The sequence below is a fragment of the Mycobacterium sp. E3339 genome (genome assembly GCF_001666915.1).
GTDB lineage: Bacteria > Actinomycetota > Actinomycetes > Mycobacteriales > Mycobacteriaceae > Mycobacterium.
The window spans coordinates 1-11,229 of record NZ_LZIZ01000139.1 but is presented as its reverse complement, the minus strand read 5'-3'; the positions used below and the strand labels follow the sequence as shown (position 1 = coordinate 11,229).

General features: G+C 69.0%; 13 protein-coding genes. 6 read left to right on the top strand and 7 right to left on the bottom strand.

Annotation, left to right across the window (positions count from 1 at the left end; all coding sequences use genetic code 11):
• A partial coding sequence (locus A5702_RS12295) for a nitronate monooxygenase (protein WP_197506551.1) occupies window positions 1–612 on the bottom strand: 612 nt, incomplete at its 3' end.
• Complete coding sequence (locus tag A5702_RS12290; protein WP_067819126.1) at window positions 609–1,001, bottom strand: tautomerase family protein; 393 nt, start codon at window positions 999–1,001, stop codon at window positions 609–611. The genes A5702_RS12295 and A5702_RS12290, both read right to left, overlap by 4 nt.
• A 93-nt stretch (window positions 1,002–1,094) precedes the next feature.
• Here A5702_RS12290 and A5702_RS12285 point away from each other — a divergent pair, with 93 nt between their 5' ends.
• The gene (locus A5702_RS12285) at window positions 1,095–1,964 is read left to right on the top strand and encodes a LysR family transcriptional regulator (protein ID WP_068220996.1); all 870 of its coding nucleotides are present in this window, start codon (window positions 1,095–1,097) and stop codon (window positions 1,962–1,964) included.
• A 31-nt stretch (window positions 1,965–1,995) separates the two neighbouring features.
• On the opposite strand, the gene A5702_RS12280 is transcribed toward A5702_RS12285, so the two are convergent.
• Entirely contained in the window at window positions 1,996–2,595 is a 600-nt protein-coding gene (locus A5702_RS12280; RefSeq protein WP_068220993.1) for a TetR/AcrR family transcriptional regulator, read from the bottom strand.
• A gap of 101 nt (window positions 2,596–2,696) precedes the next feature.
• Between A5702_RS12280 and A5702_RS12275 the strand changes: the two genes are divergently transcribed.
• Complete coding sequence (locus tag A5702_RS12275) at window positions 2,697–4,259, top strand: NAD(P)/FAD-dependent oxidoreductase (protein WP_055402308.1); 1,563 nt, start codon at window positions 2,697–2,699, stop codon at window positions 4,257–4,259.
• Window positions 4,260–4,264: 5 nt separating this feature from the next.
• Here A5702_RS12275 and A5702_RS12270 read toward each other — a convergent pair whose 3' ends face one another.
• The 3 genes from A5702_RS12270 to A5702_RS12260 are packed head-to-tail and all read right to left on the bottom strand — an operon-like array spanning window position 4,265 to window position 6,400.
• Complete coding sequence (locus A5702_RS12270; RefSeq protein ID WP_068220990.1) at window positions 4,265–4,858, bottom strand: YbhB/YbcL family Raf kinase inhibitor-like protein; 594 nt, start codon at window positions 4,856–4,858, stop codon at window positions 4,265–4,267.
• Window positions 4,859–4,903: 45 nt separating this feature from the next.
• Entirely contained in the window at window positions 4,904–5,350 is a 447-nt protein-coding gene (locus A5702_RS12265; RefSeq protein ID WP_055402305.1) for an SRPBCC family protein, read from the bottom strand.
• 45 nt (window positions 5,351–5,395) lie between these two features.
• Complete coding sequence (locus A5702_RS12260) at window positions 5,396–6,400, bottom strand: medium chain dehydrogenase/reductase family protein (RefSeq protein ID WP_068220987.1); 1,005 nt, start codon at window positions 6,398–6,400, stop codon at window positions 5,396–5,398.
• A gap of 112 nt (window positions 6,401–6,512) precedes the next feature.
• Between A5702_RS12260 and A5702_RS12255 the strand changes: the two genes are divergently transcribed.
• Complete coding sequence (locus tag A5702_RS12255) at window positions 6,513–7,229, top strand: MBL fold metallo-hydrolase (RefSeq protein ID WP_068220984.1); 717 nt, start codon at window positions 6,513–6,515, stop codon at window positions 7,227–7,229.
• Here A5702_RS12255 and A5702_RS12250 read toward each other — a convergent pair.
• Window positions 7,226–7,600: a hypothetical protein gene (locus A5702_RS12250; RefSeq protein WP_067819138.1), complete on the bottom strand. Its 375-nt coding sequence runs from the start codon at window positions 7,598–7,600 to the stop codon at window positions 7,226–7,228. The genes A5702_RS12255 and A5702_RS12250 overlap by 4 nt on opposite strands.
• Window positions 7,601–7,904: 304 nt before the next feature.
• On the opposite strand from A5702_RS12250, the gene aceA reads away from it, so the two are divergent.
• The 3 genes from aceA to A5702_RS26315 all read left to right on the top strand — a co-directional run.
• On the top strand, window positions 7,905–10,193 hold the full coding sequence (gene aceA, locus A5702_RS12245; RefSeq protein WP_067819140.1) for an isocitrate lyase ICL2: 2,289 nt from the start codon (window positions 7,905–7,907) through the stop codon (window positions 10,191–10,193).
• 364 nt (window positions 10,194–10,557) lie between these two features.
• Entirely contained in the window at window positions 10,558–10,767 is a 210-nt protein-coding gene (locus A5702_RS26320; RefSeq protein WP_156669597.1) for a hypothetical protein, read from the top strand.
• 153 nt (window positions 10,768–10,920) lie between these two features.
• Window positions 10,921–11,229, top strand: a 309-nt coding sequence (locus A5702_RS26315) for a hypothetical protein (protein ID WP_068220999.1), incomplete at its 3' end; no start/stop codon positions are given.

The following is an 11,229-nucleotide window of genomic DNA, read 5'->3' as shown; positions in this document are numbered from 1 at the left end:
GGGGCTGGCGGCGGCGCTGGCGCTCGGCGCCGACGGCGCCCTGGTGGGCACCAGGTTCTGGGCCTCCCCGGAGGCGTCGGTGACGCCGCCCGCCGCCAGCACGAGCGTGTCCGGTGAGCGTGCGGCGACGAGGTCGGCGACGTCGGGCACCAGCGTGAAGGTGGAGCGCGCGGTCATGCCGTGCCCACCGGCCTCGCCACCCTGGGCCACGATGACTTCGGCTCCGGCGTCCAGGGCCTGGCGCGCATGGTCGAGCGTCTGCGCCTGCGCGATGAGGGGGGTGCCGTCGGCGCGAATGCGGTCGGCGAACGGCTGCAGCTCGCCGAATGACAGCATGATCGCGGCGGGCCGCCGTTGCAGAGCCGCCTCGAGCAGCTCGGGTTGGCGGGCCAGGCTCCAGGTGATGAACCCGCATCCGACCGCCGCCCCCGCGGCCCGGTCGAATTCGCGTCCCAACCAATCGGCGTCGCCGTAACCGCCGCCGATGAGGCCCAGGCCGCCGGCCGACGTCACCGCCGCCGCCAGGCGCCCTCCGGAGATGCCCGCCATCGGGGCGAGCACCACGGGGTGCCGGACACCGAAAAATTTGGTCAGCCGAGTGTCCAGGGTCATGTCAGCTCCCCGGTGAGGAACTGCGCCCGGCCGTGGCCGAAAGACCAATCCTCGTCGCTGTTTTCGGTGATCGAGACGATGAGATCGGCCGGGTCGAGCTGGCACCGTTCCGCCAGATTGGTCGCCAGCAGCTCGAAGAACTTCTCCTTCATCACCCGTGTGCGGCGCCGGCTCACCATGTGCACGATCACCTGGCGCGCCGAACGGGTGATGCCCAATCCGGTGTCCAGCGCGACGATTTCGTGGGCGGGGTGGGTGCGCACCACCTGGTAGCGGTCGCGCGGCGGCACGCCGAACGCATCGACGACGGACTCGTGAACGGCGTCGAGCAACGCCCGCACCTCCGACGGCGTGCGGCCCTCGACGAGGTCGATGTACAGCAGTGGCATTTTGTCTCCTCTGATCTATCTCCTGGCTTCGACGGTAGGTCCGCCGAGGTCGGCTGTGAAATGCCCGCTGTCATCGATCTATGCTTCTCGGGCATGGGCGCGTTGGACGGTGGCCGAGTCGAGCTGCGCCACCTTCGGGCGTTCGAGGCGGTGGCGCGGCTCAAGTCGTTCACCCAGGCCGCCGACGAACTCCGCATCACCCAACCGGCGCTCAGCCGCACCATCCGCCAACTGGAGGACGCGCTCGGCGCGACGCTCGTGGATCGCAGTTCGCGGCACGTCGAGACCACCCGGGCCGGCCGGGCGTTCCTCCATGACATCGAGCGGATCCTCGCGGAGCTGGAACTTGCGGTCGGCGCCGTGCGCCGGCAGGCGAGCATCGGCCTCGGATTCAGCTGGTTGCTGCCCGACCCGTGGGCGCAGGACACCGTCGCCCGTTTCGAACGAACCACCGGGGCGCGGGTCAGGTTGGTCCGCACCGACGATGCGCTGAGCGCCGTGCAACAGGGCAAGGTCGACGTCGCCGTCGTCCGCGGGCACGTCACGTCGACCGCCGTGCGGGTGGTGCACCTCTTCGACGAGTCCCGAGTGGCCGTGTGTTCGGTGCACTCACCGCTGGCCGGCCGATCGGAGTTGGACTGGGCCGAGGTCCCGCGCTGGCCGCTGGTCGTCAACACCGCCAGCGGCACCACCGGGCCCTGGTCGTGGCCCCCCGGGGAGGGGCCGAAAACCATCGTGGAGACAACCAATTTCGACGAGTGGCTCGAATCCGTCGCGGCGGATCGCGGCATCGGTGTGATCCCCGACGTCGCCGTTCGCCGCAACATTCACCCCGGCGTCCGGTTCGTCGCTTTGCGCGGAGCGCCCGTGAGCCCGGTGGCCCTGGCGTTTCTGCCGCGCGCTCACAACGCCGTGCTGCGCCGCTTCGTCGAAGCGGCCGTCGCGAGCGCGCAGAACGCTTGACCGTGTGCTCAAGGTTTGCGCATTCGACGGGTCAGGCGAGCGGCGCCAAGCCCGAGCGCAGCACCTGCAGGCTGGATGCCACGAGTTCGCCGAGGTCGCCGGTGCAGCCGTTGCGGCCCCAATTCTCCACCGCCACAACGAGGGCGGCCGCCAGGGCCGAGCCCGCGACTTCGGCGAGCAGGTCGACGTTCGCCACGTCCGGGTTGCGGGCCCGGACGAAGTCGGTCAGCACTCGGGCGAACGACGCCTGCACCACCCGCAGATGGCCCTCGATCCGGTCGGCACTGATCAACTCCGCACGGGCGGTCGCGGCCTGGCGGACCACTTCAAGGTCGTGCGGGAAGGCCGCCACGCTCGCCAGCACGGCGTCGAAGAGTGACTCGGAGGCGGGGCGGCCGGCGAGCGCCTCGGCCAGCCATTCCAGCTGCGTCTCGTAGTCCTGGAACAGCACCGCTTCCTTGGTGGGGAAGTGGCGGAAGAAGGTCCGCTCGGTGACGCCGGCCTCCCGGGCCAGCTCGGTCACGGTGACATTGGTAAAGCCCTTGCGCGCAAAGCTTTTCAATGCCGCCCGGCGCAGCGCCTCGTGCGTTGATCGGCGGCGTAGCTCATGGCGGTTCGTCGGCGCGGTCATCCCACCGGAATGGTATCCCAGGCCACCAGTCAGGACTGACATCTTCCAATTATGTCAGTACTGACATATTCTTGTCACGCGCCGACCCGAGGGAGGAAGCCATGCCGGACTATGACGCGATCGTCGTGGGAGCGGGCCACAACGGATTGACCGCCGCCGCGATCCTGCAGCGCGCGGGCCTGCGGACCCTGTGCCTGGAAGCCAACACCTATGCGGGCGGCATGGCGGCGACCGTCGAGCTCATCGACGGCTTCCGCTACGAAATCGCCGGCTCCGTCCAGTTCCCGACCGCCAGCCAGATCACCAAGGATCTGGGGCTGGACACCCTGCCCACGGTGGAGCCGGAGGTGATGTCCACCAACATCGGCGACCACGGCGAGGAGCCGATGATCTTCTACCGCGACCCGATGCAGCTGATGACGCACCTGGGCTCCAAGCACGGCATGGAAGCCGTCACCGGCATGGCCGAATTGATCGGGTGGAGCCAGGGGCCCGCAAAGGCGTTGGGCCGCTTCGATGTCCGCACGCCGCCCAAGACCATCGACGAGATGTATGCCTGCGCGGCCAACGACGCCGAGCGGCGGGCCATTCACGAAATGCTGTTCGGATCGGCGATGGACGTCATCGACCGCTACCTGCCCGACAAGGACAAGCACGCGGTGATGCGCGGAATGCTCGCGTTCCTGGCCATCAACTCGACCTACCGGGGGCCCTACACGCCGGGCAGCGCCACCTGCCTGGCCTTCGCCCTGGCCGTGCCCGACGACAGCACGGCCATGATGACCAAGCTCAAAGGCGGCATCGGCGCGCTCACCGAGCACCTGCGCGAGCTGTTCGTCTCCCACGGCGGTGAGATCCGCTACCGCGCGAAGGTGGAGCAGATCCTCGTCGACCACGGCGCGGTGACCGGCGTGCGGCTACGCGACGGATCGAGCATCACCGCCCCGATCGTGATCTCCAACCTCGCGCCCGATCTGACGCTGACCGAACTGATCGCGTCGGAACATGTTCCGGCGGAGCTGGTCTCGCGGCTATCCGGACGCGACCACCGGGCTTCCTTCGTCCAGATCCACTTCGCCCTTGACGGGCTGCCCGAATTCGCCCCGCCGTATGAGTTCTTGAACGAGGAAGGCATGCAGCAGTCGGTCGGCATCTTCGGCGATCCGGAAGAGCAACAGCTGCACTGGGAGAATTGCCGCCGGGGCATCGTGCCGGACAACCCTTCGATGGGCATGCAGATCCCGTCCGTGCACGACCCGGGAATGGCTCCGCCCGGCAAGCACGCGGCCAGCGCGTACGCCTACGCCTTCCCGGTCGAAGTCGACCGCCAGGAGCACGGCCGGCTCAAGAACGAGATGGCGGGGCGCGTTATCGACAAGATCACCCGGCTGGCCCCGAACTTCAAGGACATCGTCATCCGGCACATCACGTTTGCGCCCTACCACATGAACACGATGTTCGGCGCGCCCGCCGGCGACTTCTGCCACGGCCTGCTGCATCCGGACCTGATGGGCCCGAACAGGCCGGGGCCCAAGGGATTTCTCGACTTCCCGATTCCCATCGAGGGCCTCTACCTCGGCGGCGCGGGATGTCATGGCGGTCCGGGTATCACGTTTACCCCCGGCTACAACGCCGGCTATCAGGCGCTCGAGGACATGGCCTAGAACCTTCAGCCTCCAAAGGTTCCGGTGAGTCGCGCCTGCGCGGTCGCCGCGCCCGCGATCGTCTGCTCCGCCTGCACGCCGGCCAGGCCGTCGGGCAACTGGTAGTCGTTGGGAAGCTGGTAGAGGGTGAACCGGTAGTGGTGCGTGCCGGTTCCCGCCGGCGGGCAGGGCCCCTTGTAGGCGGGCTGGCCGGCCGTGTTCGGCAGCGTGGTGGTCCCGGCCGGCGTCTGACCCTCGGCGGTGCTGCCCGCACCGGGAGCGATCCCGGTCACCACCCAGTGCACGCACAACCCGTTGACGGCATCCGGGTCGTCGACCACGAGCGCCGCCCCCAACGGCGCCGACCATGTCAGCGGCGGCGCCGTGTTCGCCCCTTTGCACGTGTACTGCACGGGAATCGGTGCGCCGTCGGCGAATGCCGGACTGCTGATGGTCAGCGGGCCGCCGGCGGGCGCGGCCGGGACGGTCCGCCCAAGGGTCGTCACCTTCGGCGTCGACGGCGCCGTCACCCGGCTGTCACCGTGGCCGCCGCAGGCGGCCACCGCGCCGAGCACCACCAGCCCGCCGACCGCCGAGGCGACTTGTTGAAACCTGTTCATACCGAACAGTGTGGCCCGCGCGGCGGCGGTCGGGAAGCGCCGCCGCTAACTGCCGCGCTTCTTGACTTCGAGCACCCTTTTGCGCAGCCCGTCGGTCGCCGTGTCCATCAGCCCCTTGGACCCTCGCTTGACGAGGAACCCGGGCACCGGCACGGTGAGATCCACGGTCAGCTCGAAGTGGACCCGGGTTGTGTCGCCATCGGGCTTCAGCGTGTAGCGACCCTCTTGTGCGCGTTGCTGTTTGGAGCTCACCAGCGTCCAGCCCACGCCGTCGTCCTCGACGGAGTAGTCGAGCACCTGCTCGTCGCTGACCCCGACGATCTTGACGACCTGCCGCGATTTGCTGGGATGCCCCTGATCGTCCCGCTCGAGGATTTCGACCTTCTTGTGAAAGGACGACCACTCGGGCAGCGACTCGATGTCGAAGAGCACGTCCATAATCTCGTCGGGCGTCGCCTCGATGACGACGTCGCGGGAGTCGGTGATAGCCATGGGGGAGAGATAACCGCTACGGGGCCGATGAAAACTCGCGCGAAGTCACGGCACCAGGACCACCTTGCCGACGTTCTCCCGCGCGGCCAGGATGCGATGCGCCTCCGGTGCATCGTCGAACGGCACGGCCGCATGCACGACGGGCGCGATGGTCCCGTCGTCGAGCGCCTCGGTCAGCGGCGTGATCCAGGGCTCGAGCGTGCCGCGGTCGTCCCACAGCCGCAGCATGTTGAGGCCGATGACGGCCTTGGAGTCCGAGAGTTGGTCGATCAGATTGAACCCGCGCAGCATCGCCAGGGCGTGCGGCGCGGCCGCCCGCAGCGAGCGCCTTTCGCCATGCTGCAGGTTGGACACCCCGTACCCCACCAGCCTTCCGCCGGGCCGCAGCAGATCGTAGGACCGCCGCAGCGACGTGCCGCCCAGCGCGTCGAGCACCAGGTCATAGGGCTCGAGGCCCCGCCACCAACCGTCGCGGCGGTAGTCGATCGCGCGGTCCACCCCGAGCTCGGCGAGCTTGCGATGCTTGGCGGGCGACGCGGTGCCGTGCACCTCGGCGCCGGCGGCCTTCGCGAACTGGACGGCCGCGATGCCCACGCCGCCGGCGGCGGCATGCACCAGCACGCGCTCACCCGCGCGCAGCGACCCGTAACGGTGCAGGGCCGCCCACGCGGTCGCGTAGTTGACCGGCACGGCGGCGCCCTGTTCGAAGCTCATCGCCGCGGGCAGCGGCACCGAGTCGCTCGCGGCCACGTTGACAACCTCGGCGTAACCGCCGAATCGGGTGCCCGCTAGCACCCGCTCGCCGACGCGGCCGGCATCCACACCGTCGCCGACGGCCTCCACCGTCCCGGCGACCTCATAGCCGACCACGGCCGGCAGCTTCGGCGCGTCGGGGTACATCCCGACGCGGGCGAGGTGATCGGCGAAGTTCACCCCCGCGGCGCGCACCGCGACCCGCAGCTGTCCCGGGCCCGGCGGCGGGGGATCCGGCCGCTGCCGGACTTGCAGCACCGACGGATCACCGCGCTTGGTGATGACGACTGCGCGCACCGCGAGCTCCTCTCGCCGCTCAGACCATCCTGGTGTCGTCCACTATGTCGGCCATTCGGGGCGTGTCAACCATTCCGCCCGGCGTCACCGCCGAGCGGCTAGGTTTCAGGATGTGCATATCGCCTGGGAGCGGTTGACGGCCACCGTGCATCGGTGCCGGCTGCGGTTCTGCGATGTCACCGTCGGCCTGGTGTGGGGGCGCACCGGGGTGATGCTGATCGACAGCGGCACCACCCTCGCCGAGGCCGCCGCGATCGACGCCGACGTGCGGCGGCTCGCCGGCCGCCCGGTCAGCCATATCGTCCTGACGCACAAGCACTTTGACCACGTGCTGGGCTCCGCGCTGTTCACCGACGCCGATGTCTATTGCGCGCCCGAGGTGGTCGAATACCTAACGTCGGGTACCGACCGGATGCGCGAGCACGCGTTGCAATACGGCGCCGACGCCGCGGCACTCGACCGCGCGATCGCGGCCCTGCGGCCCCCACGCCACGGGGTTTATGACGCGGCGATCGACCTCGGCGACCGCACCGTGACGGTCGCCCACCCTGGCCGCGGCCACACCACCTCGGACCTGGTGGTGATCGCTCCGGGCGGGGACGCCGACCCGGACGTGGTGTTCACCGGCGACCTGATCGAGGAGTCCGCCGACCCCTTCATCGACGCGGACTCGGATCTGACGGCCTGGCCGGCCACCCTCGATCGGCTGCTCGCGATCGGCGGACCCGATGCCCGCTACGTGCCGGGGCACGGCAACGTCGTCGACGCAGGATTCGTCCGGCGCCAGCGGGATTGGCTGGCCCACCGGGCTGCCGCCGAACCGGGCTAAGTGCGGGTCCCCGTGCAGGCGGCAATCAGCGCGTCCGGGTCGGTGACACTGACGCACAACGCGCGCAGCGACACCGTTCGGCCCACGGCCTTCGCCTCCACCGGAGGCTCAATCGTCAAGGTCACCAAGCCTTTACCGGACCCGTTGACCAGCCAGCGGCCCTTCGCGTAGTGCACGCCCATGGTCAGCACTTTGTCCTGCGCCGGCGCGGCGCTGGTGATCGACGCCAGGGGAATGTGGGCGTCGAAGGCCCAGCCCATCTTCACGTGCAGGGTTCCCGCCTCCACCCGTAGCTCGCTGCGCTTCGGGCCCAGCCCGACGGGAACCGACAGGGGAAGGTACCACCGCTCATACCGCAATTCTGTGGGCACGGCGATACCCTACACCGAGTTTGCTGGGCGCGCTGGGTTTTCCTTGCATTCCCGCGACGGCCGACCCGGAGCGACGACCGCGTTGGTTTCGAAACCTTTTGGGCGCCAAGCACATCGACGCCAAAACCCGGGCCATCGGCCCCCACACTCGGCCTGGCCGCGCCCGGAGGGTTATGTGTGCCGCAGCGGGCCGGGGCCCCGGCGATCACGGTTTCGGCACGGGTCTTTCGACCCCTGATTGAACGGTCATCCCCGGGGATAGACTCTCGGTCAGGTAAATCGTGCCGAACAGGAGCGTAAGGCCATGGCCATCATTGACACGGACACCGAAGTCCGGACATCGTTCGAAGACGAGCTCGCCGCCACGCAGCGGTACATCGACGGCCCGCGCTTCGCCGGCATCACCCGCCTGTACACGGCCCGCCAGGTAGTGGAGCAGCGCGGCACGATCCCCACCGACTACGCCGTTGCGCGCAACGCGGCGGTGGCCTTCTACGACCGGCTGCGCGAGCTGTTCGCCGCCAAGAAGAGCATCACCACCTTCGGCCCCTATTCGCCGGGCCAGGCGGTCGCGATGAAACGGATGGGCATCGAGGGCATCTATCTGGGCGGCTGGGCGACGTCGGCCAAGGGCTCCACCACCGAGGACCCCGGCCCCGACCTCGCCAGCTACCCGTTGAGCCAGGTGCCCGACGACGCCGCGGTCCTGGTGCGCGCCCTGCTGACCGCCGACCGCAATCAGCAGTACCTGCGGCTGCAGATGAACGACCGCCAGCGCGCGACCACCCCCCAGTACGACTACCGGCCGTTCATCATCGCCGACGCGGACACCGGCCACGGCGGTGACCCGCACGTGCGCAACCTGATTCGTCGCTTCGTCGAAGTCGGCGTCGCCGGCTACCACATCGAGGACCAGCGTCCCGGCACCAAGAAGTGCGGCCACCAGGGCGGCAAGGTGCTGGTGCCTTCCGACGAACAGATCAAGCGCCTCAACGCGGCCCGATTCCAGCTCGACGTGATGAAGGTTCCCGGCATCATCGTCGCGCGCACCGACGCCGAGGCGGCCAACCTCATCGACAGCCGCGCCGATGAGCGCGACCAACCGTTCCTGTTGGGCGCCACGAACCTCAACATCCCGTCCTACAAGGGCTGCTTCCTGGCCCTGGTGCGGCGCTTCTACGAGTTGGGCGTCAAGGAACTGAACGGCCACCTGCTCTACGCCCTGGCCGAAAGCGAGTACAGCCTGGCCAACGCGTGGCTCGAGCGCCAGGGCATCATGGCCCTGGTCACCGAGGCCGTCACCCAGTGGCGCGACGACGGCCAGAACTCCATCGACGATCTTTTCGACCAGGTGGAGTCGCGGTTCGTCGCGGCCTGGGAGGACGACGCGGGCCTGATGACCTACGGCGAGGCCGTGGCCGAGGTGCTCTCGTTCGACGACCGGGACGACGAGCCGCCGAGCATGACTCCCGACGAGTGGACGCAGTTCGCGGCGCGCGCGTCGCTGTACGCCGCGCGGGAGAAGGCCAAGGAGCTGGGCGTCGACCCGCCGTGGGACCCGGAGCTGTCCAAGACCCCGGAGGGCTACTACCAGATCCGCGGCGGGATTCCTTACGCGATCGCCAAATCGCTTGCGGTCGCGCCGTTCGCCGACATCCTCTGGATGGAGACGAAGACCGCCGACCTCGCCGACGCGCGCCAGTTCGCCGAGGCGATCCACGCCGAATTCCCCGACCAGATGCTCGCCTACAACCTTTCGCCGTCGTTCAACTGGGACACCACCGGGATGACGGACGAGGAGATGAAGCGCTTCCCCGAGGAGCTCGGCAAGATGGGCTTCGTCTTCAACTTCATCACCTATGGCGGTCACCAGATCGACGGCGTCGCCGCCGAGGAGTTCGCCACGTCGCTGCAGCAGGACGGCATGCTGGCGCTGGCTCGGCTGCAGCGCAAGATGCGCCTGGTCGAGTCGCCGTACCGGACCCCGCAGACCCTGGTCGGCGGGCCGCGCAGCGACGCCGCGCTGGCCGCGTCGTCGGGCCGCACCGCGACCACCAAGGCGATGGGCAAGGGCTCGACCCAGCACCAGCACCTCGCGCAGACCGAGGTGCCCAAGAAGCTGCTGGAGGAGTGGCTGGCGCTGTGGAGCGACAACTACCACCTGGGCGAGAAGCTGCGCGTGACCCTGCGGCCCCGCCGCGCCGGTTCGGACGTTCTCGAGCTCGGGATCTATGGCAACGGCGACGAGCAGCTGGCCAACGTGGTGGTCGATCCGATCAAGGACCGCCACGGCCGCAGCATCCTGCAGGTGCGTGACCAGAACACCTTCGCCGAGAAGCTACGCCAGAAGCGGCTGATGACGCTCATCCACCTCTGGCTGGTGCACCGATTCAAGGCCGACGCGGTCTACTACGTGACGCCCACCGAGGACAACCTGTATCAGACCGAGAAGATGAAGTCGCACGGCATCTTCAGCGAGGTCTACCAGGAGGTCGGCGAGATCATCGTCGCCGAGGTGAACAAGCCCCGCATCGCCGAGCTGCTGACACCGGACAGGGTGGCGCTGCGGAAGTTGATCACCAAGGAGGCCTAGGGCGCGGCCGCCCGTTCGCTTTCGGGATAAGAGCTGGACGCGGGCGGGCGTCCCGGCGCGGCGTCGCGGTGCGCTGTCCAATTTACGAATAAGAAAATTTCTTACCAGGAGATTTCGGCGGAATCCCGCATAGCAACAGTTGTCCGAGGATACGATTTGGCTCGCCGATGGTCCATTAGCCCGAGATGGGCCATCGGCCCTCAACGCGCCGCGGTCCGCCGCGCTTTCTCCTACCCCCGGATGACCATCCGCGCCGCTCGACCGGGGTCGGAAAACTCTTGCTCGTAGCAATAGTTGCACAGGTGTAGCATTGTGTTACACGCGCGCCACTTCGTCCGACGCGCTCGAGGAAAAGGAGCGGCTGATGAAAACTCGAATCACTACGGCGGTTGCCGCGCTCGGCGGGATGGCAGCGGTGACCTTGGCGCTCGGCTTCGGCGGGGTGCCGGTTGGCCCGACGGGCGGCGCGGCGGCACCGGCGACGCACTCGTCGTCCGGCACCGCGCCGGCGCACGCCGCGGCCGGCGTCCACCAGGCCACCCTTGCCGGCTGCGTGTCCGGGCTCGACTGCTAGTCGAATCGCTTTCCGATGGCCCATCCCGGTGATGGGCCATCGGCGTTTGTATCGGCGGAATTCCCACTCCGCAATCCCCGTTTGCCCGGGCGTGCGCCCGGGTAAGGAGAAGTGAACCACTTGCACAGGCGCAAGCGGGGATTGGGGATTGCGATGAGATCGGCAGCCAGGACCTCGTTCGCGCTGTTCGGCGGCGCGGCCATGCTCGTGTTCGCCGTCGGTTGCGGCGGCGGCAACAAGGGACCCAACAGCAGCACGACCACCACCCCGACGACCACGCCCACGTCGAGCGTGGCTCCGTCCACACCCGGTGGTGGCGGCGGCACCCCCGGCGGCCCCACGGGTGGCGGCGGGCCCGGCGGTGGCGGCGGCGATGTCCCGGGCGGCCCGACCGGCGGTGGCGGCCCGGGCGGCGGGGGGGGCGGTGCCCCCGGCGGCCCCACGGAAGGCCGCGGCCCGGGC

Bases quoted from the DNA above. Each gene is read 5' to 3' on its own strand.
- A5702_RS12275 (WP_055402308.1), top strand. From the start codon at position 2,697: ATGCCGGACTATGACGCGATCGTCGTGGGAGCGGGCCACAACGGATTG.
- A5702_RS12280 (WP_068220993.1), bottom strand. From the start codon at position 2,595: ATGACCGCGCCGACGAACCGCCATGAGCTACGCCGCCGATCAACGCAC.
- A5702_RS12265 (WP_055402305.1), bottom strand. From the start codon at position 5,350: ATGGCTATCACCGACTCCCGCGACGTCGTCATCGAGGCGACGCCCGAC.
- aceA (WP_067819140.1), top strand. From the start codon at position 7,905: ATGGCCATCATTGACACGGACACCGAAGTCCGGACATCGTTCGAAGAC.
- A5702_RS26320 (WP_156669597.1), top strand. From the start codon at position 10,558: ATGAAAACTCGAATCACTACGGCGGTTGCCGCGCTCGGCGGGATGGCA.
- A5702_RS12270 (WP_068220990.1), bottom strand. From the start codon at position 4,858: ATGAACAGGTTTCAACAAGTCGCCTCGGCGGTCGGCGGGCTGGTGGTG.
- A5702_RS12285 (WP_068220996.1), top strand. From the start codon at position 1,095: ATGGGCGCGTTGGACGGTGGCCGAGTCGAGCTGCGCCACCTTCGGGCG.
- A5702_RS12290 (WP_067819126.1), bottom strand. From the start codon at position 1,001: ATGCCACTGCTGTACATCGACCTCGTCGAGGGCCGCACGCCGTCGGAG.